We start from the raw sequence: 26,293 nt of genomic DNA on the forward strand, positions 1-26,293 counted from the left end.
TTTTAACAAAAGAAAAGGAGTGATAATATGATTGAATTAGGTATTTCTACGTTTGGAGAGACAACTCCGCTTGAAAAGACAGGGCAGGCAGTGAGCCATGCAGAACGGATTCGGAACTTGGTAGAGGAGATTGAATTGGCAGACCAGGTTGGACTAGATGTTTATGCGATTGGGGAGCATCATCGAGAGGATTTTGCAGTTTCTGCACCGGAAATTATATTGGCTGCAGGGGCAGTGAACACCAAACAGATTCGTTTGTCTAGTGCTGTAACGGTTTTGTCATCGATTGACCCAGTTCGAGTTTATCAGCAGTATGCGACGATTGATGCCTTGTCTAATGGTCGTGCCGAAATCATGGCAGGACGAGGTTCTTTTGTTGAATCCTTTCCTTTGTTTGGTTATGATTTGAAAGACTATGAAGAATTATTTGATGAAAAGTTGGACATGCTTCTTGCGATTAAAAATGATACTCTGCTCAATTGGACGGGGCGGCATACGCAAAGTGTGGAGAATAGACCTGTTTATCCAAGGGCTGTGCAAGAAGATTTTCCCATCAAAATTGCAACAGGAGGCAGTCCTGAATCCACGCAGAAAATTGCAGAGTTGGGCTTACCGATTGTTTACGCCATGATTGGCGGCAATCCTCGTTATTTTAAACCTTTGGTTGAGATGTACCGGAAAATTGGTCGGCTAAAAGGACATGATGAAACGAAGATGACAGTCGGGGCTCATTCATGGGGATGGATTGCAGAAGATAAGGATAAGGCAGAGCGGGACTATTTTTACCCGACGAAGCAATTGGTAGATGCGATTAGTAAGGATCGGCCTTTCTGGAAACCATTGACCTATGATGCTTACTTGAAGAGTATCGGTGAGGATGGTGCGATGTTCGTCGGTGATTCTGATACAGTGGCCAATAAGATCATTCGAGTGGTAGAGGACTTAGGATTGGATAGTTTTATGCTCCATCTTCCAGTAGGGTCTATGCCGCATGAGGATACCTTGAAAGCCATTAGACTGTATGGCGAGCAAGTCGCACCGAAGGTTCGCTCCTATTTTGCAGCTAAGAAAGCCTAGTTGCTTGCGCTAAAATAATGCTAAATTCTCAGAGTAAGTTCTAGTTGATAAGGTGTTTGTATTTTGCCATCGTAAGAGCTCATTTCTAACCCAAACGCCTCAGACTTAATTCCACCATAAAAATCCGTTTTAGACTAACTTCCGCTTCGAAAACGAAAGTGGAACTTACTTTGGGAAATTACCGGAAATTACCGCACTAAAATAATCAGCAAAGATAGTTGACACAGGGCATTGTTTGTGTTATGATGATAGACGGTACTTTTTACTTTTGGTCTCTCAAAAGTGTACAGAGACGTGCTGACAAATAGTTGCAAAGTACACACAGATAGGGGCTGTCACCAAGTGCTCTATCAACCAAAAATAAAAAAATATACAGGAGAATGTAGATGCCTACAATTAACCAGTTGGTACGTAAACCACGTAAGTCTAAAGTAGAAAAATCTAAATCACCAGCTTTGAACGTTGGTTACAACAGCCGTAAAAAAGTTCAAACAAACGTTTCTTCACCACAAAAACGTGGTGTTGCGACTCGTGTCGGAACAATGACACCTAAAAAACCTAACTCAGCCCTTCGTAAATTCGCTCGTGTACGTTTGAGCAACTTGATCGAAGTAACTGCTTATATCCCAGGTATCGGACACAACTTGCAAGAGCACAGCGTAGTGCTTCTTCGTGGTGGTCGTGTAAAAGACCTTCCAGGGGTACGTTACCATATCGTTCGTGGTGCACTTGATACTGCAGGTGTAAACGATCGTAAACAAGGCCGTTCTAAATACGGTACAAAACGTCCAAAAGGGTAAGAAAGGGGATATAGATAAATGAGTCGTAAAAACCAAGCGCCTAAGCGCGAAGTATTGCCAGATCCGCTTTACAATTCAAAATTAGTAACACGTTTGATCAACCGCGTTATGCTTGACGGAAAACGTGGTACAGCGGCTTCTATCGTATATGGTGCCTTTGATCAAATCAAAGAAGCTACTGGAAACGATGCACTTGAAGTATTTGAAACAGCGATGGAAAACATCATGCCTGTACTTGAAGTCCGTGCACGCCGTGTTGGTGGTTCTAACTACCAAGTCCCAGTTGAAGTTCGTCCAGAACGTCGTACAACTCTTGGACTTCGTTGGTTGGTAACTATTGCACGTAACCGTGGTGAACACACAATGGTTGACCGTCTTGCAAAAGAAATCATGGATGCAGCAAACAACACAGGTGCAGCTGTTAAGAAACGTGAAGATACTCACCGTATGGCAGAAGCAAACCGCGCATTTGCACACTTCCGTTGGTAATATAGGATATGAAGGCGTAAAGCAAATGCTAGCCAAAATAGGAAATTCGACGAAGAGTTTTAAAACTCTAGGAGAATTTATCTTTTTGGCAGACATTTGTAGCCTGAATTCAATTAAGATGTGAGGACGTTAAGAAAGTTCAAGGAAAAATAGAAAATCTTTGCAGAACGCTTGAGCGTTCAAGAAGATTTGTCTTTTTTCCAAAACTTTTAGTCCGAACTCAATTACATTAAGATACAGAAGACGTAGAGAGCAAGGGCAAAATAGGAAAACTAACAACGAAGCTTCAGCTTCTAGGAAGTTTTGTCTCTACTAAAGGGAGCCACATCTGTAATTAGCTAAAGCTACAACAGTTGCGTCTCTTTTTGGCAGACATTTGTAGCCTGAGTTCAATTCAATTAAAATGTGAGGACTTTTCGTCCAAACTCAACTAGCAAAATTGCTCAGCAGTATCTTTTTACCACTTTACAAAAAAGCATTTGAGAACGGGTAGGTCCTGCCTATCCGTTCTTTTCTAAAATATGCTATAATAAGATGTAACTAAATTTAACTAAAATAGGAGAACATAATGGCACGCGAATTTTCACTAGAAAAAACTCGTAATATTGGTATCATGGCCCACGTCGATGCCGGTAAAACAACAACAACAGAGCGTATTCTTTACTACACTGGTAAAATCCACAAAATCGGTGAAACACACGAAGGTGCGTCACAAATGGACTGGATGGAGCAAGAGCAAGAACGTGGGATCACGATCACCTCTGCTGCGACAACTGCACAATGGAACAACCACCGCGTAAACATCATCGACACACCAGGACACGTGGACTTCACCATCGAAGTACAACGTTCTCTTCGTGTATTGGACGGCGCGGTAACCGTTCTTGACTCACAATCAGGTGTTGAGCCACAAACTGAAACAGTTTGGCGCCAAGCAACTGAGTACGGAGTTCCTCGTATCGTATTCGCCAACAAAATGGATAAAATCGGTGCAGACTTCCTTTACTCAGTCAGCACACTTCATGAGCGCTTGCAAGCAAATGCTCACCCAATCCAATTGCCAATCGGTGCAGAAGATGATTTCCGTGGAATCATTGACTTGATCAAGATGAAAGCTGAAATCTATACAAATGACCTTGGTACAGATATTCTTGAAGAAGATATTCCAGCTGAATACCTTGAGCAAGCACAAGAATACCGTGAAAAATTGGTAGAAGCAGTTGCTGAAACTGATGAAGATTTGATGATGAAATATCTCGAAGGTGAAGAAATCACAAACGAAGAATTAAAAGCGGGTATCCGTAAAGCAACCATCAACGTTGAATTCTTCCCAGTATTGTGTGGTTCTGCCTTCAAGAATAAAGGTGTTCAATTGATGCTTGATGCGGTTATCGACTACCTTCCAAGTCCAGTTGATATTCCAGCAATCAAAGGTATTAACCCAGATACAGATGCTGAAGAAGAGCGTCCAGCTTCAGATGAAGAGCCATTTGCAGCCCTTGCCTTCAAGATTATGACGGACCCATTCGTAGGTCGTTTGACCTTCTTCCGTGTGTACTCAGGTGTCCTTAACTCAGGTTCATACGTAATGAATACTTCTAAAGGAAAACGTGAGCGTATCGGACGTATCCTTCAAATGCACGCTAACAGCCGTCAAGAAATCGAAACAGTTTACTCTGGAGATATCGCTGCTGCGGTTGGTTTGAAAGATACAACAACTGGTGACTCATTGACAGACGAGAAAGCAAAAGTTATCCTTGAGTCAATCAACGTTCCAGAACCAGTTATCCAATTGATGGTTGAGCCAAAATCTAAAGCAGACCAAGACAAGATGGGTGTTGCCCTTTCTAAATTGGCTGAAGAAGATCCAACATTCCGCGTTGAAACAAACGTTGAAACTGGTGAAACAGTTATCTCAGGTATGGGTGAGCTTCACTTGGATGTCCTTGTTGACCGTATGCGTCGTGAGTTCAAGGTTGAAGCAAACGTAGGTGCGCCTCAAGTATCTTACCGTGAAACATTCCGTGCTTCAACTCAAGCTCGTGGATTCTTCAAGCGTCAATCAGGTGGTAAAGGTCAATTCGGTGATGTATGGATTGAATTTACGCCAAACGAAGAAGGAAAAGGATTCGAGTTTGAAAATGCTATCGTCGGTGGTGTGGTTCCACGTGAATTTATCCCAGCGGTTGAAAAAGGTTTGATTGAGTCTATGGCAAACGGTGTTCTTGCTGGCTACCCAATCGTTGACGTTAAAGCGAAATTGTACGATGGTTCATACCACGATGTCGACTCATCTGAAACGGCCTTTAAAGTTGCGGCCTCTCTTGCCCTTAAAGAAGCAGCAAAATCTGCACAACCAGTTATCCTTGAGCCAATGATGCTTGTAACGATTACTGCACCAGAAGACAACCTTGGTGACGTTATGGGACACGTTACAGCTCGTCGTGGACGTGTAGATGGTATGGAAGCTCGTGGTAACACACAAATCGTTCGTGCCTATGTACCACTTGCTGAAATGTTCGGTTATGCAACTGTTCTTCGTTCAGCGACACAAGGACGTGGTACCTTCATGATGGTATTTGACCACTATGAAGATGTTCCTAAGTCTGTACAAGATGAAATCATCAAGAAAAATGGCGGTAACGCTTAATAATAAACTAAGCACCTTCGGGTGCTTTCAGATTGAAGACAAAGTCCTAGAAACACTTGTTTCTGAGGGCTTTTTTGATGTCAAGGAGTATAATAGAGGTAAGAAGAATGTGAGGTGTTGGCTATGTCTCACAAAGAAAATCCCGAATATAACCGTCGTCAAGTAGGCTTCTATACGCTTGAAGAGTTAGTTCCAAAGGACCACTTTCTGCGTCAGTTGGAGGAAACTGTCGACTTTTCTGTCATCTATGACTTGGTGGAGGATAGTTATTCCTCAGACAAGGGTCGTCCTAGCCTTGACCCTGTTATGCTGGTCAAAATCCCTCTGATTCAGTGCTTCTATGGCATTCGCTCCATGCGTCAGACCATCAAGGACATTGAGGTCAATGTTGCCTATCGTTGGTTTCTGGGCTTGAGTCTGGACGATAAGGTGCCTCATTTTACCACATACGGTAAAAACTACAGCCGTCGTTTCGCTGAAACAGAAGTGATCACGCGTATCCTCGAACATGTCCTCAATCTCTGTTTGACTGCTGGATTAGTGGATACAGATGAGATTTTCATCGACGGAACGCACATCAAAGCAGCTGCCAACAACCATAAATACAGACGACAAGAGGTCGAGGCTCAAGCTAAATGGATGAGTGAACAACTCGAAAAAGAAATCGCACAAGATCGGGTAACACATGAAAAAAAGCCCTTAAAGCCCGCCGCAAAAGGCGAGGCTAACACTAAAAAGATGTCCACGACTGACTCAGAGAGCGGCTGGTTTCGTCAAGATATGAGAGCGTTAAAAAAGTCGTACAAAAATAGGGACTTGCTTCGTGTTTGAAAAACACAAAAACAAGTCATCTTTTTTGCTAGACTTTTAGATCGAATTCAATTTCATAAGGGGGAGCATAAGGAGGTTTTCGCTTATGCAGCACAGGTGGCTTGCGACAAACACGGTTGGGCATTAGCCTATACTGTTGAAGCAGGCAATGTCCATGATAGTCAAGCTTTCCCTGCTCTTTTCGCAAAGCTAGAACCGTTTCACCCCAACTATATCATCGCTGACTCTGGTTATAAAACTCCCAGTATTGCCAAATGTCTACTGGACCAGCATATCACACCTGTCTTTCCCTACACCAGACCTCGTGGCAAGAAGGGCATGTTACGACCGAATGATTTCATTTATGACGAGCATTATGACGTCTACCTCTGCCCTGAAAACCAAGTCTTGTCTTACAGCACTACCAACCGTTCTGGCTATCGAGAATACAAGAGTAACCCTAAGACTTGTGCAACCTGTCCACTCCTAAAGAGTTGTACTGAAAGTAAGACCAAGCAGAAGCTAGTCACCAGACATATCTGGAAAGGTTACATGGAGATTTGTGAAGAGATTCGCCACCAAAGAGGGATGAAAGAGCGATATCAGCATCGCAAGGAGACGATAGAGCGACTCTTTGGGACGGCTAAAGAATACCATAATCTCCGCTATACAAGAGAAATTGGTAAGCTCAAAATGCGAGATAAGGTTGGGCTGACTTTGGCGTGCCTTAATCTCAAAAAACTGGTGAAAATAAGGGCAGGAAGGCCTTTTTATGTTGCCCTAATCTACTCTTTTAGACTACTTTTTTCAAAAATAACACAGCAAACAAAAAGACAAACTAGTTTAAGGGCTAGTTTGTCTTCGGTCTGTAAGCACCTTCGGGTGCTTTTTGTGTTTTGAAAAGTAATTGTTGACTCATCATTTTGAAAGATATAGTCAGAAAAATCAGAAAATTCTGTTGACTTTAGAGGTTTATTTTTGTATAATAAATTATAAAGATAAATTACAAAATAAAGTACAGCTGCTATAAAATCTCGTTATCGTGCTTCCAAAGCAGTTCTGTAAGGTAAGCAGCCAACTGAAACAAGAGGAGCTCAGGGCTTCAGCTTGATGGTGCAGCCTACCAATCCTATATAAATCTAGCGTCTTATACGAATAGAGATGGGACATTTGCATTTTAGCTAAGTCAGGAACTTATTATGGTCCAAAAGGTACTTATATTACCAGGAATCGTGCGGTCAATTCTGGCGGAGGGGCACACGGAGGTAGTTATTGGAAATGATAGGCTAGAAGTGGTGCGAGGATAAGAACTTATAACGAAAGTGGCTACTATCTAAGACCGTAAAGCTAAACGCATCTTTGGCAATAAAATGAGGAGTTCAAATGAAAAAATATCAGTTACAAGATTATGAAATCTATGTGTCTCAACGATTGCACCCCGTTTATGATGGTCAGGATCAATTATTGATTCTATATCCCGAGCAGACATCTATTTGTTGTAGCGTGACATTGTCGCCGACTGGTAATCTTCAACTTGCTACTTACTGGGGAATTGTTTATGATATTTGCGGCAAAATAGTTCATATTTGGTATAACGATGAGGAGGGAGTGCAGTGAATCACTATCACTTTGGAAAATACACCGTCCATGTTCACTCAGCGTTGAGCGTTTTTATCGGTAACGATGGGACAGAACTTATCATTTATAACGATAAGGATGATTATGCTGTTGTTGCAGTATTCCGTTGGGTGTCAGAAAAGCAAATCCTCCGAGTGGTGAATAAATGGCGCTTAACGTTTGAACACGACAGTCAGAATAATGTATTTATTCATTATGATCCAGATTATCGTTATTGACAAGAAGTTGGGGAAACACTGAGTATCGTTCCCTTTATTTTTAGTACGAATCTTAAGATTTTTCAAGATAAAAACGAGGCTGGGCAAAAACTAGCCAGTAAATAAAAAACACATATAGATTCAAGCTGATTTTGATGAAATCCTGCCGAACTATTTGTGTTTTTATTTTTGTCTCTATTATATTGGACTAATTTCTTAGCCAATTTCGTGAGATTCATGCTCATTAGGAGGAATCCTATCTCAGTTTCAACCACTTTTTGACCTCTGACATGCACTCTGCGTACGCCAAAAACACCCTTCATCCTACCAAATACAGGTTCGACATCCACCTTGCGTTTGGCATAAATGCGGGCTCCCTCTTTACTTGTCAATTCCTCTTTGGCTAAGTTCTTGAAATAGTTCCACGTAGGATTATACTGAATTTGTTTGAGGTTTCCTTTCTCTGTCCGTGCTAATTGGTCTAACTCTTCACTAGCTTGTACAGGATCAGCTTCGTAAATCTTACTATCTTTCTCAAATCCATACTTTTCCGTTCTTCGTGAATAATTCTTAAACGAGTAGACAACTCCATCTGGTTTTATCCACTGGTCAGAATCTTCTAGGTAAGTCCAGTTTTCAGGATTGGCATCACTCTTCTTGTAGCTTTTCTTCTGCTCTTTCTGATATGTTCCGTAGGGAATTAGAGGCGTTTTCTCCAGAACATCAACGATAAAGCTGTAATTTTCTTCACTACCATAACCTGCATCCGCAACAATGTGTTGAAAGAGTTCTAAGGTTTGGATGGATTGAAGAAAAGGTTTGAGTGTACGAGTGTCAGTTGGATTCGGATACAATCCGTAAGCTAAGGCAAACTGGCTATTTGTACCAAGTTGAAGGTTGTAACCAGGTTTGAGCTGACCATTCCTCATATGATCCTCTTTCATCCTCATAAACGTCGCATCAGGATCTGTTTTAGAATAGGAATTTCGCTCTTGTAAAATCTGTTTATCTCGTTCGTACTTTTGTTTCCGAACAAGAAAATCCTCTTTCAACTTTCTCTTGAGTTTCTTAATTCTTCTTCGTTTCTGTCTGTTAGCCGATCCACCTTTACTGACTTTAGGCTCTTGTGAGATAGCATTTTCCAACTCATCTAGTACTTGTTCGGTCTCTTGTAGGAGTTGGTTTAGTCCTTCGCTAGTGAGACATTCTTCCTTGGACAAGGCAGTATCCACCCCTTCTTGGACTAGCTTGTCATAGAGGGCAGAAATGTTTCCATTCAAGGCATCTTCATAGCGCTCAACGGCCTTTTTCCACGTGAAAGAATACTTGTTGGCATCAGCTTCTACCTTAGTCCCGTCAATGAAGAGAGCTTTATCTTCAATCAATCCATTCTCTCTGAGGAGGAGAGTAAAGTAGATGAAAGCAGTTTTGATAAGCTGGTTGGCGTGTGTAGAGGCCCGAAAACTATTTATGGTTCGATAACAGACGTAGGTATCTTGACTCAGCCATTTCATAGGAATGACTTCCTCATTCATTTGGACAATTTTTCTACCAGAGAAAACTTGGCGAGCATAGGCGAACAGGGTCATTTTGAGCAACATCGCTGGATGAAAGGCAGGACGACCTGTGTGGGAAGTTTCTTCTAGGAGAACGGATTGAGGAATAGTATCCACAAACTGACTAATCAGACGTGCCTCATGTGTAGCAGGTAAGTCCCAAGCGATATTTAATTCCAAACTAAGCTGATTTGTGTTATACTGTTTATACATTTTCATGCCTTTCTAGTTGTTTTGTGGTTATTATAATTATAAAGCATGAAATGGAAAACGAGCAACTCCTAATTGGAATGGCTCGTTTTTTATATATGAGCAGCTAGTTTTTGCCCAGCCTCGTTTTTATAGATAACCGTAGTAGGGACGCTGAACGAGACTTTGATGCAGCCAGTTAATAAGAGTGATAAAATCAAAAACAGGCAGTCCCACACGGGATTGGATTTTTGCCGCATATGGAGGAAGGTCGCTGCATTCGAGCAGAATAGCTCCGATGTCTGGATGCTCTTTCCGTAGGTTTTCAACCACATCCGCCAAGTCGTTCCCTAATTTTTCATGATCTAGATGCGTCTGATTCCAGCGGATTGGAGCAAAACTTTCTAGGCTACCGATTTCTTTGACGATACAGTCTTCAATTTTAGCATGGGCTTTTTGGAAAAAGTCACGATTGGCACCGTTGCCATCAGCTACCAAAACGGCAATTTTTTGCTCGGCGTTTAATCCCATCTTGATAAGAGGAATCTGAAGGACGCTTGAAAGATAGACAGGGATAGAGACTGCGTGTTTAATTTCTTCTTGGAAATGATTGAAATAGCCACAGGCACCAACAATAGCCCGCACACCTTTCTTTTCTAACCGTTGGGCAGCTTCAATAATTGCTGGCAAAACCTCAACTTTTCCTTGGAAAAGATCCTCAATTTCAATGTCGATAACTTCGTATAGAACTGGAAAGTTAAAGGTTGTTGCGTTGACGACATTACCAGGCATTTTGACATAGTCGAAATCAATGGCAATGATACCAAGAGCGATTCCTGCAACGGGCGTCGGTACAACGTGATGGGAGCGGTCTATTTTTTGTGGATTGTCTAGATAAGTATAGTGGTGTTGGTCCATCTTAATCAGCCTTTCTAAAGTTGCCATTTTCAAGATAATCTAGAATTTCGTCAGAAGAGAGATGTGCTAAATCTAGATCGTCCAGCGTCAATCCTTTATCATAGAAATTTTGTCCGGTCATCACAGATCCAAGAGTAATCATACTGTCGATAACCGGAGTTGAAACACCGTACTTTTTCCCTAATTCATGGTAGAGATGGCATCCGACTGGAATGTCTTCTGTGATATAACGATCGTGGATGCTAAATGGCCCTGTACCATAAGCCATAGGAAATTGTTCTTCAAAAGGAATAATGCAGTCATCTCCCATATACTCAGGTCCTAAGATACTGGTACGTGATAAAAAGTTTTTCTTAGGGTAGCGTTGCAAGTCTACGCCGATTTTTTCTGCTAATTCAACTTGTTCCAGATAAAAGGCATATTGGACCTCGGCGACAGATTCGCTATAAGCATGGGAATAGATAGAATAAGAATATTTATCATTGCCTCCAAAGATTCGTCCCCAGTTTTCCATCACGCCGGCACCTAAGATCGTTCCTGGCACATGGAGGACAGGGTTGACATTGCTAAAACCGATGTCAAGAACCGTTTTTCCGCCCGTTACTCCTTGGCCATGAGTGATAGCATCGAAGCTACCGATAGCCTTGGAACTTTCCAAAAAGGCATATTGGTCGGTACTTGGAAGGCTAGCCCCACGCAGGGTGATTGCTCGGTATTTTAGTTCAATTTTTGGCGTCAAAACGCCGCCTTCTTTAATGATGCGAGAGCCGTATGGGGCACTAGACCAGCCACCGACAATGATGTCTTTTTGACAGTTTAATTCGCGCATTTTTTTCCGCAACTTGAGACTTCCAAAGTTGTCAGGGATGATATGAACAATCATGCCATCTTCTAAAATAGGAACTAATTTCTCAAAAAAAGTATCGTGAGCGACAGATGGAACGGTGACAAGGACAAGGCGAGTTCCTTTTACCGCTTCAGCAATATCTGTTGTTACAAGGTCAAAATGCGCTTTTCCGCTTCGTTCAAAAGCAAAAAGGTTATTTTGACCTGTATGAGCAATTGTAATTCCCGTTTTGTCAATGTCTTTGAGGGTGAAGGAGGCAAATTCTGGTAATTCATAAAGATGAACGGTATTGCCTGCGAGAACAGAATCCGCTGCGACAGCCTTTCCGACTGCTCCGGCTCCTAATACTGCAATGGGATGATTTTTTAATTCTTGAATATCCATGTTTATCTCCTTGTTATACTATACTTTCCTTATTCTATCATAATTTATAAGGAGAGGAATTTGGTATTTTTTATCAAGGTGATAGAAAACAACTATCAAAGCTCATTAAAATTTCTTTCTGAAAAAAGAAAATCATTTGCAATTTTATCAACTTCATTATATAATAGTAATGTTGAAAGGTAACTTGTGTATTAACAAGTTAAAATTTTCACAAAAGGATTAAAAGGCTTGCCTTTTAAAATAAAAGAACCCGATTTTCATAAGGAGGAAATCATTCATGGTAGTTAAAGTTGGTATTAACGGTTTCGGTCGTATCGGACGTCTTGCATTCCGTCGTATCCAAAACGTAGAAGGTGTTGAAGTTACTCGTATCAACGACCTTACAGATCCAGTTATGCTTGCACACTTGTTGAAATACGACACAACTCAAGGTCGTTTCGACGGTACTGTGGAAGTAAAAGACGGTGGATTTGAAGTTAATGGTAAATTTGTCAAAGTTTCTGCTGAACGCGAACCAGGAAACATTGACTGGGCTACTGATGGTGTAGACATCGTTCTTGAAGCAACTGGTTTCTTTGCATCTAAAGAAAAAGCTGAGCAACACATCCATGCTAACGGTGCGAAAAAAGTTGTTATCACTGCACCTGGTGGAAACAACGTGAAAACAGTTGTATTCAACACAAACCACGAAATTCTTGATGGTACTGAAACAGTTATCTCTGGTGCATCATGTACTACAAACTGCTTGGCTCCAATGGCTAAAGCACTTCAAGACAACTTCGGTGTTGTTCAAGGTTTGATGACAACTATCCACGCTTACACTGGTGACCAAATGATCCTTGACGGACCACACCGTGGTGGTGACCTTCGCCGTGCCCGTGCTGGTGCTGCAAACATTGTTCCTAACTCAACTGGTGCTGCAAAAGCTATCGGTCTTGTAATCCCAGAATTGAACGGTAAATTGGACGGAGCTGCTCAACGCGTTCCTTCACCAACTGGATCAGTAACTGAATTGGTAACTGTTCTTGAGAAAAATGTAACGGTTGATGAAGTAAATGCTGCAATGAAAGCTGCTGCAAACGATTCATACGGTTACACTGAAGATCCAATCGTTTCTTCAGATATCGTAGGTATGGCTTACGGTTCATTGTTTGACGCAACTCAAACAAAAGTTCTTGATGTTGACGGTAAACAATTGGTGAAAGTTGTATCTTGGTATGATAACGAAATGTCATACACTGCTCAATTGGTTCGTACACTTGAGTACTTTGCAAAAATTGCAAAATAATGAGTAAAAGGAGAGGTTGTTTGACCTCTCTTTTCTAATGTAGCAACGTTTGTATTCGAGTGATATTTTTTGTGAAATCTTTCCCTAAATCCCCAAAATATGATATAATGAGGGAGTATAAAATAAAGAATAGGAGTTTTTGTAAAATGGCAAAACTTACTGTAAAAGACGTTGACTTGAAAGGCAAGAAAGTCCTTGTCCGTGTTGACTTTAACGTTCCTTTGAAAGACGGCGTGATTACAAATGACAACCGTATTTCAGCAGCCCTTCCTACTATCAAGTATATCCTTGAGCAAGGTGGACGTGCGGTGCTCTTCTCTCACCTTGGACGTGTGAAAGAAGAAGCGGATAAAGAAGGCAAATCGCTTGCACCAGTTGCTGCGAACTTGGCAGAAAAATTAGGGCAAGATGTTGTCTTCATCCCAGGTGCAACTCGTGGGGCAGAACTTGAAGCGGCAATCAATGCGCTTGAAGATGGACAAGTTCTTTTGGTTGAAAACACTCGTTTTGAAGATGTTGACGGCAAGAAAGAGTCAAAAAATGATGCAGAACTTGGTCAATACTGGGCTTCTCTTGGAGATGGAATTTTCGTTAACGATGCCTTTGGTACAGCTCACCGCGCACACGCTTCAAACGTAGGTATCTCAGCAAATGTTGAAAAAGCCGTTGCAGGTTTCCTTCTTGAAAATGAAATTGCCTATATCCAAGAAGCGGTTGAAAATCCAGTTCGTCCATTTGTGGCAATTCTTGGTGGTTCAAAAGTTTCTGATAAGATTGGTGTCATTGAAAACCTTCTTGAAAAAGCTGATAAAGTCCTTATCGGTGGAGGTATGACTTACACATTCTACAAAGCACAAGGTATTGAAATCGGAAATTCACTTGTAGAAGAAGATAAATTAGATGTAGCAAAAGCTCTTCTTGAAAAAGCAAATGGTAAATTGATCTTACCGGTTGACTCAAAAGAAGCAAATGCTTTTGCTGACTACACAGAAGTCCGTGATACAGATGCTGAAGCCGTTTCTGAAGGCTTCCTTGGTCTTGACATCGGTCCAAAATCCATTGCGAAATTTGATGAAGCTCTTACAGGTGCGAAAACAGTTGTTTGGAACGGTCCTATGGGTGTCTTTGAAAATCCTGACTTCCAAGCTGGAACAATCGGTGTGATGGATGCGATTGTCAAACAACCAGAAGTGAAATCAATCATCGGTGGTGGTGACTCAGCTGCAGCTGCCATCAACCTTGGTCGTGCAGATAAATTCTCATGGATTTCTACAGGTGGTGGAGCTTCAATGGAGCTTCTTGAAGGTAAAGTATTACCAGGCTTGTCTGCATTGACAGAAAAATAATCTTCTCATGATGGAAGGTTAGAAAAGGTGTCGATAGGCACCTTTTTATACACCTTCTAGAGTTTTTGAGAAGCTTAGCGAACGAGAGAATCTAGCAAGGTATAAAGTATTGTCAGGGTTGGCTGCATCGGCAGAAAATAATTCATCTAAAATAATGAAGATTAGAAAAAAGGCGCATCGAAGGCGTCTTTTCCTATGTTTTATCATGTTTTGTAATGGGCGGTAGCTTTAGATAATGACTGCGAATGGCAGTAGCTCTCCCCTTAACATCATCAGCTTGGTAATTTAATGGTATAATAATAAGGAATAGATTTGTCGTTGATGAGAGGAAGTAAGCTTGTATGTTTAAAAAATATCGATTTAATCCCAAGGAATTTAAGTTGGGAATGCGAACCTTGAAATCAGGAATAGCGGTCTTTTTGGTTATCCTGCTATTTGCATTTTCTAGCCGACAAGGAGCTCAAATTGCAGCTCTGACAGCCGTTTTTAGCCTGCGTGAGGATTTTGATAAAAGTGTGCATTTTGGCGCATCTAGGATTCTAGGAAATTCGATTGGTGGTGTCTATGCCCTTATCTTTTTTATCTTAAATCAAATTTTTCATGAGCATGTACTAGTTACGATTTTTGTGGTGCCGGTGTGTGTCATGTTAACGATTATGACAAATGTGGCCATGAATAACAAACCTGGGATTATCGGAGGGGTAGCTGCCTTGCTGATTATCACCTTATCGATTCCGTCTGGGAATGCGATTCAATATGTTTTTATTCGTGTCTTTGAGACGTTTGTTGGGGTGTTTATTGCGATTTTGGTTAATTCGGATATTGATAGACTAAAAAAGCGATTACAAAGCGAACGATGTAAGAAAATATGACATATAATATTGACGAATGAATAAAATTCTCCTATAATGGTAGGCAGAAAGGAGCTTATCATGAGAGAAAAAGAATTTCGTAGATCTTTAGCGGTCTTTCCAATTGGTAGTGTGATGAAATTGACAGACTTAACGGCGCGTCAAATCCGCTATTATGAAGAACAGGGTTTGATTCACCCAGATCGAAATGAGGGCAACCGTAGACTCTATTCATTGAATGATATGGATCAATTGCTGGAAATCAAGGATTTTCTTAATGAGGGTCTTAATATCGCAGCAATTAAGAAAGAGTATGCCAACCGCCAGGCTAAGCCTCAGAGGGAATCTGAAACACTGACAGATGAAGATGTGCGCCGTATTCTCCGGGATGAACTCCGCAACCAAGGGCGCTTTTCTAACCCTACTAGTATCTTTCGTTAGCCTTCCCTGTCTTAGACAGGCGTGTTATAGTTGAAGCATTAAAGGAGACCATTATGTCAATTACAGTAGCGGATATCAAACGGGATATTCAAGAAAAGAATGTGACTTTCATTCGCTTGATGTTTACAGATATCTTAGGAATTATGAAAAATGTTGAAATTCCAGCCACTGATGAGCAAGTAGATAAGGTGTTGTCAAATAAGGCGATGTTTGACGGCTCTTCTATTGAAGGATTTGTCCGAATCAATGAGTCAGATATGTATCTGTATCCGGATTTGAATACATGGACTATTTTCCCTTGGGGTGATGAAAACGGTCGTGTTGCGGGTTTAATTTGTGATATTTATACGACAGAGGGCGAACCATTTTTAGGAGATCCTCGTGGAAATCTGAAAAAGGCCTTGCGTCATATGGAACAATTAGGCTTCACATCGTTTAATCTAGGCCCAGAGCCAGAATTTTTCCTCTTTAAAATGGACGAAAATGGCAATCCAACACTTGAAGTAAATGATAAGGGTGGATATTTTGACCTTGCACCGACGGACCTTGCGGATAATACACGCCGTGAGATTGTCAATGTCTTGACACAAATGGGCTTTGAAGTAGAGGCTAGTCACCATGAGGTAGCAGTAGGGCAGCACGAAATTGACTTTAAGTATGCGGATGTTTTAAAAGCCTGTGACAATATTCAGATTTTCAAATTGGTTGTCAAAACGATTGCTCGTAAGCACGGTCTATACGCAACTTTTATGGCTAAGCCGAAATTTGGTATTGCGGGTTCTGGAATGCACTGCAATATGTCCTTGTTTGATAGCGAAGGAAACAATGCCTTTTATGATCCAGCAGATTCTAATGGGATGCAGTTGTCAGAAACGGCCTATCATTTCTTAGGAGGCTTGATGAAGCATGCGTACAGTTATACAGCGATTATGAATCCGACAGTTAACTCTTATAAGCGTTTGGTACCAGGATTTGAAGCACCTGTTTATATCGCTTGGGCTGGTCGCAATCGTTCGCCATTGATTCGTGTCCCTGCCTCTCGTGGTATGGGAACGCGTTTGGAGTTGCGCTCGGTTGATCCAACTGCTAACCCGTATTTAGCCATGGCAGTCTTGTTGGAGTCTGGTTTGGATGGTGTCGAAAATAAGATTAAAGCGCCAGCGCCAGTAGAATCGAATATCTATGCGATGACTGAATCAGAGCGCCAACGTGCAGGAATTGTTGATTTACCATCTACCTTGCATAATGCGATTAAGGCCTTGCAAAAAGATGAGGTTGTCAAAGCTGCTCTTGGAAATCATATTTTTATCAACTTCGTGGAAGCCAAGAAAATCGAATGGGCTAGCTATGCGACCTATGTATCACAATGGGAAATTGACCACTACCTAGACTTGTATTAAGAAGAGGGAAGGATGCCGAAAGGTGTCCTTTTTGTTATGGCTGTTAGCTATCATAAAAGGCTGGAGTTTTGGCTGAGTCGTTGCTGCTTATACTCATTTAATTTCAAAAATAGCTATTTTATCTATTACTATTTATTTTTTTATAAAAGTATGAATCCAATAGGCTGCTTTCTCAGTAAATGAAATGAATGGTGATAGGAAAGGGAGTTCATATCCGAACCATCTAAGGAAGTCACAAAACATTAACTTTGATTTTCATGGAGTCTTACAACTTTGTAAGGTTTCAATACAGAATTGTAAGGTTATAGAGTATTTCAAGTTTTATAATAAAGATAGGGAGAGTGATTAAAATAACTTTCTTGAGTAAAAGATTGATAGGAGTTAGATAATGAAAGATGTGATCACGTTACAGCAGTTAGTAAAGGTTTATAAGGATGTTCCAACTGTTGATTTGGAGCAGATTACGGTACATGAAGGGGAAATTTATGGCTTTCTTGGCCCAAATGGTGCTGGTAAAACAACGACCATGAAAATGATTTTGTCGTTGGTTTCACCGACTTCTGGTCAGATTTTTGTTAATGGTCAGCCGATTGATCAAAAGGGACAGTATTTAGGTCAAATAGGATCAATGATTGAGGAACCTTCGTATTATCCGAATTTGACAGCCTATGAAAATCTGCTAGTTTTTCAGAAAATGCTTGGTTTTGACAAGAAACAGATTTGGCCGACATTGAAATTAGTCGGGTTGGCAGATGAAAAAAATCGCAAGAAATTAGTAAAAGCCTATTCTTTAGGAATGAAGCAACGCTTGGCTTTAGCCTTTGCATTAGTTAAGAAACCAAAAATTTTACTCTTAGATGAGCCGACCAATGGCTTGGATCCTGCCGGGATTCATGAAATTCGAGAGTTAATCGTTAAACTGGCTAAAGAGGAAGGTTTAACCGTCTTTATTTCGAGCCATATTCTCTCTGAAATTGAGCACATCGCTGATCGAGTAGGCATTATCAATCATGGGCGCTTGGTTTACGAAGGAGAAATTAACGCAATTAAAGCCAAGACATGGATTGAGATCGGTGGTGATTTTTCAAATGGGTCTGTTCTGGAGTATCTGAAAGAGTTTGGCCATTTGACTATTTTAGAATACAGTCCTGATCGTGTGAAGCTAGCTGATTTGGAGGACGAAGATGTAGCTGATTTGGTCAACTGCTTGGTGGGTCATCATGTTCGGATTTTCCATGTTTCTCGTGAAAGAGAAAACTTGGAAGATATCTTTCTGACGTTGACGAAGGAGGGGTAATATGTTAAAAGCAATTCAAATTGAATGGTTAAAGAGCAAGCGGACGAAATCATTGATGACTTCAATGGCGATTATCTTGAGTGGAATAGTGTGGACGGTTGCGGTATCAAGAGTAGATGGCCAGGGAGTGGAATCGTTTTTTGACAATCAAGATACTCATGCTTTGATCCTTCCTTTGGCAATTAGTATTTTTGTTTCCCGCATTGTTTTTAACGAAAAAGAAGGTCGAACCTTTAAGTTACAAGCCAGTAATGGGAATGGTTTACAGACTGTATTTCATGATAAGTTATGGTTTGCAAGTTTATTTTTTGTCTTAATGGCTATTCTTTATTCGATGATTATTTTCTTGTATATTGTAGCTATTCGAGGAGCTTCGGTCGCTATTCAGCTAGTGGGGATTCAAATTGCAACACTTTCACTAGCAAGTTTTGTGCAGGTTTGTTTGTACCTGACCTTAGCCCTGTCTATGGAAAAACCGGGAGGTGTACTTGCTTTAGGATTTATCGGTTCGTTTTTGGGGCTGATTTTTCAATCACAGACCAACAAGTTATGGTCTTTTCTAATTCCTTGGGATGGGGCAAGTTTCTTATCCGTTTATAAATTTGGTTTTGATCCAAAGGCTGATCAAGGATTTTACACAGTAGATAGCCAGTTAGCCTTGAAAATAACAATCTATACTCTCTATGCACTTGCTTGCTATTTGCTTGCACGGAAGATGATGTTGAAAAAGAAAGGAGAATTGCTATGATACAGTATATCGTTGCTGAGTGGCGAAAATTACATAAAGTGCAGCTTGGACTGATTGGGTTACTCATGCTAGGTATTCCCAGTGTTATAGGATTTGGGATTTATTATATGAATCGCGCCGTTTTTATTGAAGATACACAGTCTATCGTGATGTGGGGGCAGCTGACCTTCTACTATAGTCAGATTTTCTATCCAGCCCTGTTGGCCATCTTCGTCGGCCTCTGTTTTATGCCAGAATTTGAAAGAACGACGTTAGAAATGTTACGGGCGAATCATGTATCAATTAAAAAACTTGTAGTGAGCAAATTGCTTAACTTGCTCCTTCTGTTACTCCCTATTCAACTATTGTTGGTTGTGTTTTGGTTGTTTGCTCTATGGCTTGATCAGATAACCGTCTTTTCTGAACTTGTACTTCATTTAAAGTGGATTTTTCTGTCACTTATAGGTTCTCTCGGTATTTTGAGTTTACAGGCGTATTTATTTGTCAAGACACGAAATATTGCTAAATCAGTTGCTTATGCGGCTATGGGAGCTGTTGGCGGATTTGTTTTGCTTTTTATAGGGGATAGGTTGCCGTTATTTTATCCCTATTCACAACCGATGATTGCGCTTCGTAGTCGAGCTTTGGTGGATTTTCCTCGTTCAGAATTGGTATTATTTGTCGGGATAAATCTTCTATATTGTGCTGTATTTTATGGCTTGACAGTCAGAGAGCTTCAAAAACGGCCGTAGTTGACAAACTAAAAAACCGTCATCTCTTTTGAGGTGGCGGTTTTATCTGTTATTTATCAGGTGTTAGAATCATCGGGATGATGATTGGTTCGCGTTCGGTCTTTTCGTATAAGAAGGGTCTGAGAGCATTGACAATAGCTCCGTTGACAGATTGGATATTGGCTTCTTTGTTTTTAAGAGCGATACGAATGGCATTGAATAAAATGCGTTGGCTTTCGCGAATGAGGTCGCCTGACTCTCGCATATAGATAAAGCCTCGGCTGAGGATATCTGGACCTGCTAGAATCATTTGTGATTGGAAATCAACAGTTGCGACAGCAAGGACAACACCGTCTTCAGATAAGTCTCTGCGATCTTTGAGGACAGCTGCACCAATTTCTCCAATGCGGTTTCCGTCTACATAGATATCCTGAGCGTTGAACTGTCCTGCTAGACGAGCACTATCTTTTGTCAGGGCAAGGACATCTCCATTTTCCATGATGAAAATGTTATCTTTAGGAATACCGGTATCCATAGCGAGTTGGGCATGGATTTTTTGCATGCGATATTCGCCGTGGACAGGCATGAAGAATTTTGGTTTGATGAGGCGGAGCATGAGTTTTTGCTCTTGTTGTCCACCGTGTCCAGAAGTATGGATGTTGTTAATCTTGCCGTGAATGACTTCTACACCTGCTTCAATCAAGATGTTAATCAGCTTGTTAACGCCAGTTGTGTTTCCTGGGATGGGGCTAGATGAGAAGATAACGGTATCGCCTGGTTGCAATTGAACTTGACGGTGGGTACCGTGTGCGATACGAGAAAGGGCAGCCATCGGCTCACCTTGACTTCCTGTACAGAGAATCATAATTTCGCTGGCAGGGTATTCTTTGATTTCATTTGGCTCGATAAAGGTATTTTTAGGGACTTTGATGTAGCCTAGCTCAATACCGTTTACAATGGCTTTTTCCATAGAACGGCCAAATACGGCAATCTTCCGTCCAGTTTTTACCGCGGCATCGGCAGCTTGTTGTAAACGGAAGATGTTTGAGGCAAAGGAGGCAAAGATAATGCGACCGTGAATGCCTTCAATCAATTTCATGATGGATTGGCCGACGACTTTTTCTGAGTTGGTAAAGGTTGGTACTTCCGCATTTGTCGAGTCAGAAAGTAAGCAAAGGACACCTTCTTCTCCAAGAGCCGCCATGCGATGTAAGTCAGCAGGTTCTCCTACAGGTGTAAAGTCAAATTTGAAGTCTCCTGTACAGACAATCTTTCCTTGAGGAGTATCAATGACGATACCAAGTGGTTCTGGAATAGAGTGAGTGGTGCGGAAGAAGCTGACTTTGAGCTGTTTAAAGGTCAACTCGGTATTGTGATTGATTTCATGGAGTGTTGCATCACGCAAGAGACCGTGTTCTTCTAATTTTCCACGAATGAGAGCAAGGGCAAGCGGTCCAGCATAGATAGGGATATTAGCTTGTTTGAGAAGGAAAGGAATCCCTCCGATGTGGTCTTCGTGACCATGGGTGATGACAAGCCCCTTTACACGGTCAATATTATCAACGATATAAGAGTAATCTGGAATAACGTAGTCAATACCGAGTAGGTCATCTTCTGGGAATTTAATACCCGCATCGACAATCAGAATCTCATCTTGGTATTCAATCCCGTAGGTATTTTTCCCGATTTCTCCCAAACCACCGATGGCAAAGACGCCGACTTCTTGAGGTTTTAAATTTACTGACATGGATTAAAACTCCGTAATACTAAAATCGGCATGAGTTTTTTCGTACTCAAGGTGGTTTTCAGACAATAATTCGATAAATTCGATGTTGTAAGCTGTATGTTCTTCTACTAGTTGGCGAGCGATAATACGGCCTTCTAATTCAGTTTTCGCATCAATATCGAGATAAAGAGTACGAGTTTGTTCGCGGCGTGGAGTAGCATCTTTTGCTTCTTGGTAAAATACTTTATAAATCATGTGTTTCCTTTCATTGATGACAATTCTTTCTGAAAAATGAGAGAGTAGACTGCGCCCTATTTCACTTCTTTTATCTGTTCAGACTACAAAAAAGCAAGAGTATAAGCGGATAGCTTAGGCTCTACATTTCTTGTTGGGTTTGGATGCATTGCACCGTCCAAACAGGCTAGGCTATTGCGAAAATAGTCTAGTGAGATCTATGTAATTTTCTAGAGTTGTCATTTTTAGTTGTGATTTTTCTACTATTATACCACAAAAAGAACATATTGTAAAAACCCTTGATTTCAATAGTTTTTGGAAGCGGGTTAAGTGTTTTACTACGTTTTCTACTACGTTTTTGCTATATTGCGATAAAGTCTGCTAATTTATCTGCCACCTCATCTTTTTGAGATTTTGATAAATGGGTGTATAAATCTAAAGTGATTGAGATTTTAGCATGACCTAGCCGTTCTTGTGTCACCTTGGCAGGGACTCCAGTTTCAAACAGGAGTGAGGCGTGAGTGTGGCGGAAGCCGTGTAGGGTTATATGCTTTAATCCATGTTTGTTCAGAGTGCGCCGCAACCATTCTCTTGCGCCAGAGGGGGTAACGGTAAATACCCTGAAATGTCCGTGCAATGGTTTAATACATTGCGTGAGATAGGATTTAGCGAGTTGCATTGTCTTAGCGTCCATCGATATGGTACGAGTACTTTTTTTAGTTTTGGGTGATTGGATAGTCCAGCCTTCTCCGATTTGAGCAAATGTTTTGTTTATGCTGATGGTATTGTTTGTAAAATCGAAATCGTCTTTTTCTAGAGCTGTGGCTTCGCCTACACGTAGTCCGCCGAAGGCAAGAATACGATAGAAGAGTAGTCTTTCTAGGCTCTCGTTTTCTTCTATGATTTCTAAGAAATGGGTCAGTTCGTCTTTTGTATAATGATTTTCAGTTGTTTCTCTTTTGGGGATGTGCGTAGATTTTGGGATAATGACCTTGTCGAGTGGGCTGTTGTCGATAATTCCTAGATGAATGGCGTATTTAAAAATGCGATTAGCTAAACTTCTGTAGGTTCCGAAGGCGGATGTATTTGCTAGATTATTGACAAAACGTTGACAGATTGCGATATTGATTTTAGAGAATTGTAAGTGCCCGAATACGGGTTTAATGTGCTTTTTGAAGTAGATTGTATTCGTGTGGTAAGTTGACTTTTTGACGGTGTTTTTATATTGCTCGAACCACAGTTCGGCTACTTCGTTAAAGGTGATTTTGTCATTGCGTTTCCAGGTGCCTTGCCGTTGGAATTCTTCGACTAGTTTGGTTTCGGCTCGTTTTGCTTCCCTTTGAGTTTTAAAGCCTTGTCTGGTCGTTCTTACTTGTTTTCCTGTTATGGGGTCAATTCCTAGATACGCTTGTAATTTATAGGCGGTAGTGCCGTCTTTTTTGGTGTATTTTGTAATCATTTATTTTTCCTTTCTCGTTGCGCTGGGGAATGCTTTTTTGAGATAGGATATTGGCATCACCTCCTTTTTGTGATAAAATGGGTATAGTAAAGGGGGCTTTTTAATGCCTGTTTACTGTTCGATTATTTTTTCTCCTCACACTCAGACTTGGCGGTTGAGAGTGTGGGGAGTTTTTTATTTAGTTGACAGTTATACTAAGTTATTATATAATAAAGATAACGAAGAACAGTGGTCTAGGTCCTAATAGCCTGGGTGACAAGGGTAGTTCCCTTGTTAGCTTGCAGTTGAAATTACTGCTACCCTGTTCGTTTTTTTATTTCCATTTTTCGCATCTTTGATAACTGAAACCAATGTAATTGCCGTTGCTGTCAACAGGGAATCGTTTAGATAAACGACGTGCATAGTCTTTTTGATTTTTCTCAACGCCTCGCCAGAGTGCACCAGAGACCATGTCTGCTAATTGTACCCCGATTGTAAATTCTGAATCAACGAAATTGATAGAAGGAGAGAATTGTTTATCGTCGAAACCTCTAAAATCAATCGCTTTGCTCTCCAAAGCTTGTTTATAAGCAATGTAAACACTTTTGTTATGGACGGGGTCGATTCTGTCGATAAAAACAGTGACAGTTTGCTTTGAACGTTCGTGCTTCATAAAACTGTTGACGGCAGATAAAATGTGTTGGAAACACATTTTATAAACATCGTCTTTGCTAGACAGCAAACCTTCTTTTTGTAAAGTAGGCTTGTGAAGTTGAGCTCCAAAACAGTGACACTGAGATTCTGAAATAGTTAAATAAATCTCGTCAAGAAAATCTTGACGTTTTTTATTTTGAATTAGTTTTTTCTGTTTAATAGTCGTTTTTAATTCTTCATAAGGATTTTTTAAATAATTTTCCTTTAGACCTTGTATCCGTCTCTCGACATCACTTAGATCTTCGGCTTTTATTAAAACAGCTCCTAGCACAAAATATTCCGAGTTTCCCTCTTTATTTTTTTCGCCTCGGTGTAAATCTTTTGTTCCAGATTCATCGATATATAGTAAATACATTAGAACGGTAAATCATCATCAGAAATATCCGTTGAAGATGATGCTATTCCATAGGTTTTAAACAATGTTTCAGAACCGCACAGAGGGCAGTATGCAGCTTCATCAACTAACTCTATATCGTTTTCCCGGTTAGGGCAATTACGAGCAGTGCATGTGTTTTTTAAAGGGGCTCCGCATTTAATGCAGAAGTTATTTACTGCATCATTTTCGTGATTGCAACGTAAACATTTTTTCATATTGATCTCCTTTATCTCTCAATCGGTGTGGCGCTTCCTACGATATTGAAGATACTTTAATCTCCCCTATAAACGTCCACGATTTCGCTGTTCATCCTACCGTTTATTTGGTAGTTTGAGTTTGTAGACTTGCTTTCTGTGGGCGATATGGACGGCTAGGACAATCAATTTGTCATCTTGAATGTCGCAGATAATGCGGTGATCTCCGACACGGTAGCGCCAAAATCCGCCTAGGTCTCCTGTCAAGGCTTTTCCGTGTAGTCTGGGCAGAGAAGTGCCGTCTACGTTTGCATAGAGCCAACGGATGATTTTTTCGGCGATAGGTTTGTCTAATTTTTTGAGTTGTTTTTTTGCCTTGGGGTCAAATTCTACTTTGTAGGTCATAGGGCAATACCTAGTTCGTCAGCGACTTCTTCGAGTGCATAGGTTTTGTAATCAGGGTTATTTTTTTGTTCGGCTAAGGCTGTCATGCCTGCTGCGTAATCCTCAGCTTCTTCAAGGATGGCTAGGAGTTGTTCAAAGGTGAGTTGGCTATCGTCGATGTTATTTGCTTTGAAATAGTCGGCGATATATTTGTTTTTTTCGTCAATTGTGAGTGTGAATGTGGTCATTGTATTCTCCTTTATCTTTCCATCGGTTTGAAACTGCCGATGACTTTTCCGATGATGTGTGTTCTTCCAACATTGAAGATGCTTTACCCCTCCCGATAAACGTCCACCACTTCGCCGATAGTTCGGATTTCATCGTTTGGGGTGAGTTGGATGTTGTCATAATCTGGGTTGAGGGATTGGAGGTAACCGTCTTTGAGTTTTTTGACGTAGTTTTCGCCGTTGACTTGGAAGATGCCAATGGTGTTGGTGTCTACTTGGGAGGTGTACTTAATAAAGAGAAAATCGCCGTTTTTTATCTTTGGCTCCATGGAGTGGCCAACGACAATAGCGATGGTGTCGTAGTCGTCATCGTCTGGGATGTCGTCTTCGTAGAAGGATACGATGGTATCGTAGTCATCTTCTTGCCAATAGCCTGTACCTGCTGAGACTTTACCTGGTGCAGATTTGTCAACGCGTTTTCGAACTTCGTACTCAACCCTTTTTTCAGAGATGGACACCACCTTGTTTTCTGCTTGGGGAGTGTTTGCTTTTATTTGCTCCTCTAATTGCTCCGTAGCGACCTCTAGGACGATTTCTTGGCGTTCGGGGTGTAATTGTACCACCTTGTCATTTATCGCCTGTACGGTGCCATTTTTTGCGTCTGGTGAGGCGGTGGAGGTTTCGCCGAACATCATAACTTCAGGGTGAACCCCAAAGAATATTGCAATTTCTTCTATTTCGTATATTTTGGGAGAACGTGTTCCGCTTTCCCATTTTGAAATAGTTGATTTTGTTTTTCCAATTTTCTCTGCCAGCTGTTCCATTGTTAAATTGTTAGCTAGCCTGTATTCCTTGACCATTGCAGGAAAAGCTATTTTAGTATTCATAAGCGCTCTCCTTTGTTTTCTAACCTTATTATATAATCGTGTTTTCTTTTTGTCAACAAAAACGATAATAAAATATTATCAAAAAGTTGACTTTTTTGACACAAATCTGTTGACAAAAAGGAAACAAAGGTGTATAATGTATTTGTAAGGTTGAGAAAGGCAATCTTAGACAAGGAAACTTAAAGAAAGGAAAGAGCTTAATGAAAAGCAGAAAGCACAAAAAGAAAAAGCTTACCAATGAAATTAAAATCGGACTTGTGATTGCAGTCGTAAATCTGATTTCAGCATTGATAAACTTAATCTCAAAACTCTTCTAATGAAGAAGGTGGGAGGGGCGAACGCCCCAACCACTATTGTGTAGTTTCATTATAGCAGAAGGTGGAAAAAATGCAAGATAAAACCGCAAAAATAATAACCTGGTCTTTGATTGCCTTAACCGTCATTGTTATCATCATCACTTGGTTAGTGTAGAAAGGG

General features: G+C 40.8%; 25 protein-coding genes and 2 pseudogenes. 16 read left to right on the forward strand and 11 right to left on the reverse strand.

The features are described from left to right. Nucleotides 1–27: 27 nt before the first annotated feature. The 8 genes and pseudogenes from A4H00_RS04545 to A4H00_RS04580 all read left to right on the forward strand — a co-directional run bounded on the left by A4H00_RS04545 (nt 28) and on the right by A4H00_RS04580 (nt 7,682). Nucleotides 28–1,077, forward strand: a complete 1,050-nt coding sequence (locus A4H00_RS04545) for an LLM class flavin-dependent oxidoreductase (RefSeq protein ID WP_067087675.1) — start codon at nt 28–30, stop codon at nt 1,075–1,077. A 386-nt stretch (nt 1,078–1,463) separates the two neighbouring features. Continuing rightward, on the forward strand, nt 1,464–1,877 hold the full coding sequence (gene rpsL, locus A4H00_RS04550) for a 30S ribosomal protein S12 (RefSeq protein ID WP_002940030.1): 414 nt from the start codon (nt 1,464–1,466) through the stop codon (nt 1,875–1,877). An 18-nt stretch (nt 1,878–1,895) separates the two neighbouring features. Continuing rightward, the gene (rpsG, locus tag A4H00_RS04555; protein WP_067087676.1) at nt 1,896–2,366 is read left to right on the forward strand and encodes a 30S ribosomal protein S7; all 471 of its coding nucleotides are present in this window, start codon (nt 1,896–1,898) and stop codon (nt 2,364–2,366) included. A 568-nt stretch (nt 2,367–2,934) separates the two neighbouring features. Beyond that, complete coding sequence (fusA, locus tag A4H00_RS04560) at nt 2,935–5,016, forward strand: elongation factor G (protein ID WP_067087679.1); 2,082 nt, start codon at nt 2,935–2,937, stop codon at nt 5,014–5,016. A gap of 123 nt (nt 5,017–5,139) precedes the next feature. Next, a pseudogene (locus A4H00_RS12430) lies at nt 5,140–5,784 on the forward strand (transposase); the annotation flags it as partial. Nucleotides 5,785–5,898: 114 nt separating this feature from the next. Continuing rightward, nucleotides 5,899–6,726: pseudogene (locus tag A4H00_RS12435) on the forward strand (transposase); the annotation flags it as partial. A gap of 483 nt (nt 6,727–7,209) precedes the next feature. Continuing rightward, complete coding sequence (locus A4H00_RS04575; RefSeq protein WP_067087685.1) at nt 7,210–7,443, forward strand: hypothetical protein; 234 nt, start codon at nt 7,210–7,212, stop codon at nt 7,441–7,443. Beyond that, nucleotides 7,440–7,682 (forward strand): hypothetical protein, encoded by a 243-nt coding sequence (locus A4H00_RS04580; RefSeq protein ID WP_067087687.1) that lies wholly within the window; start codon nt 7,440–7,442, stop codon nt 7,680–7,682. The genes A4H00_RS04575 and A4H00_RS04580 overlap by 4 nt, the downstream gene beginning before the upstream one ends. Nucleotides 7,683–7,744: 62 nt before the next feature. Here A4H00_RS04580 and A4H00_RS04585 read toward each other — a convergent pair whose 3' ends face one another. The 3 genes from A4H00_RS04585 to A4H00_RS04595 form a co-directional block, all read right to left on the reverse strand. After that, nucleotides 7,745–9,430, reverse strand: a complete 1,686-nt coding sequence (locus tag A4H00_RS04585) for an IS1182 family transposase (RefSeq protein ID WP_067087688.1) — start codon at nt 9,428–9,430, stop codon at nt 7,745–7,747. 126 nt (nt 9,431–9,556) lie between these two features. After that, entirely contained in the window at nt 9,557–10,351 is a 795-nt protein-coding gene (locus A4H00_RS04590) for an aspartate/glutamate racemase family protein (protein WP_237334215.1), read from the reverse strand. Then, a complete protein-coding gene (locus A4H00_RS04595; protein WP_067087692.1) occupies nt 10,326–11,555 on the reverse strand; it encodes an NAD/NADP octopine/nopaline dehydrogenase family protein in 1,230 nt (409 codons plus the stop codon). The genes A4H00_RS04590 and A4H00_RS04595 overlap by 26 nt, the downstream gene beginning before the upstream one ends. Before the next feature lie 277 nt (nt 11,556–11,832). Here A4H00_RS04595 and gap point away from each other — a divergent pair, with 277 nt between their 5' ends. The 8 genes from gap to A4H00_RS04635 all read left to right on the forward strand — a co-directional run bounded on the left by gap (nt 11,833) and on the right by A4H00_RS04635 (nt 19,657). Continuing rightward, a complete protein-coding gene (gene gap / locus A4H00_RS04600) occupies nt 11,833–12,843 on the forward strand; it encodes a type I glyceraldehyde-3-phosphate dehydrogenase (protein WP_067087694.1) in 1,011 nt (336 codons plus the stop codon). 146 nt (nt 12,844–12,989) lie between these two features. Then, complete coding sequence (locus A4H00_RS04605) at nt 12,990–14,189, forward strand: phosphoglycerate kinase (protein ID WP_067087696.1); 1,200 nt, start codon at nt 12,990–12,992, stop codon at nt 14,187–14,189. 341 nt (nt 14,190–14,530) lie between these two features. Next, nucleotides 14,531–15,061 (forward strand): FUSC family protein, encoded by a 531-nt coding sequence (locus A4H00_RS04610; protein ID WP_067087698.1) that lies wholly within the window; start codon nt 14,531–14,533, stop codon nt 15,059–15,061. 60 nt (nt 15,062–15,121) lie between these two features. Further along, complete coding sequence (locus tag A4H00_RS04615; RefSeq protein ID WP_067087700.1) at nt 15,122–15,481, forward strand: MerR family transcriptional regulator; 360 nt, start codon at nt 15,122–15,124, stop codon at nt 15,479–15,481. A gap of 53 nt (nt 15,482–15,534) precedes the next feature. Beyond that, on the forward strand, nt 15,535–16,881 hold the full coding sequence (gene glnA, locus A4H00_RS04620) for a type I glutamate--ammonia ligase (RefSeq protein WP_067087702.1): 1,347 nt from the start codon (nt 15,535–15,537) through the stop codon (nt 16,879–16,881). A gap of 388 nt (nt 16,882–17,269) precedes the next feature. Further along, nucleotides 17,270–18,178, forward strand: coding sequence for an ABC transporter ATP-binding protein (locus A4H00_RS04625; protein ID WP_067087704.1), 909 nt, complete (start codon nt 17,270–17,272; stop codon nt 18,176–18,178). A gap of 1 nt (nt 18,179) precedes the next feature. Then, on the forward strand, nt 18,180–18,926 hold the full coding sequence (locus A4H00_RS04630) for an ABC transporter permease (protein ID WP_067087706.1): 747 nt from the start codon (nt 18,180–18,182) through the stop codon (nt 18,924–18,926). Then, entirely contained in the window at nt 18,926–19,657 is a 732-nt protein-coding gene (locus A4H00_RS04635) for an ABC transporter permease (protein WP_206281840.1), read from the forward strand. The genes A4H00_RS04630 and A4H00_RS04635 overlap by 1 nt, the downstream gene beginning before the upstream one ends. Nucleotides 19,658–19,706: 49 nt before the next feature. Here A4H00_RS04635 and rnjA read toward each other — a convergent pair whose 3' ends face one another. From rnjA to A4H00_RS04675, 8 genes are all read right to left on the reverse strand, one after another. After that, nucleotides 19,707–21,383, reverse strand: coding sequence for a ribonuclease J1 (rnjA, locus tag A4H00_RS04640; RefSeq protein WP_067087711.1), 1,677 nt, complete (start codon nt 21,381–21,383; stop codon nt 19,707–19,709). A 3-nt stretch (nt 21,384–21,386) separates the two neighbouring features. Beyond that, nucleotides 21,387–21,617 (reverse strand): DNA-directed RNA polymerase subunit epsilon, encoded by a 231-nt coding sequence (locus A4H00_RS04645; RefSeq protein WP_067087713.1) that lies wholly within the window; start codon nt 21,615–21,617, stop codon nt 21,387–21,389. 340 nt (nt 21,618–21,957) lie between these two features. Beyond that, nucleotides 21,958–23,055, reverse strand: a complete 1,098-nt coding sequence (locus A4H00_RS04650; RefSeq protein WP_067087715.1) for a site-specific integrase — start codon at nt 23,053–23,055, stop codon at nt 21,958–21,960. Nucleotides 23,056–23,368: 313 nt separating this feature from the next. After that, complete coding sequence (locus A4H00_RS04655) at nt 23,369–24,103, reverse strand: DUF3800 domain-containing protein (protein ID WP_067087717.1); 735 nt, start codon at nt 24,101–24,103, stop codon at nt 23,369–23,371. Further along, a complete protein-coding gene (locus A4H00_RS04660; RefSeq protein ID WP_067087719.1) occupies nt 24,103–24,339 on the reverse strand; it encodes a zinc-ribbon domain-containing protein in 237 nt (78 codons plus the stop codon). The genes A4H00_RS04655 and A4H00_RS04660 overlap by 1 nt, the downstream gene beginning before the upstream one ends. 96 nt (nt 24,340–24,435) lie before the next feature. Continuing rightward, nucleotides 24,436–24,723, reverse strand: a complete 288-nt coding sequence (locus A4H00_RS04665) for a type II toxin-antitoxin system RelE family toxin (RefSeq protein ID WP_067087722.1) — start codon at nt 24,721–24,723, stop codon at nt 24,436–24,438. After that, nucleotides 24,720–24,950 (reverse strand): hypothetical protein, encoded by a 231-nt coding sequence (locus A4H00_RS04670; protein WP_067087724.1) that lies wholly within the window; start codon nt 24,948–24,950, stop codon nt 24,720–24,722. Before A4H00_RS04670 ends, A4H00_RS04665 begins: the two co-directional genes overlap by 4 nt. An 83-nt stretch (nt 24,951–25,033) precedes the next feature. Beyond that, a complete protein-coding gene (locus tag A4H00_RS04675; protein WP_237334216.1) occupies nt 25,034–25,816 on the reverse strand; it encodes a helix-turn-helix domain-containing protein in 783 nt (260 codons plus the stop codon). Nucleotides 25,817–26,293: the final 477 nt, after the last annotated feature.

This window comes from Streptococcus marmotae, from assembly GCF_001623565.1.
In the GTDB taxonomy this organism is placed as follows: domain Bacteria; phylum Bacillota; class Bacilli; order Lactobacillales; family Streptococcaceae; genus Streptococcus; species Streptococcus marmotae.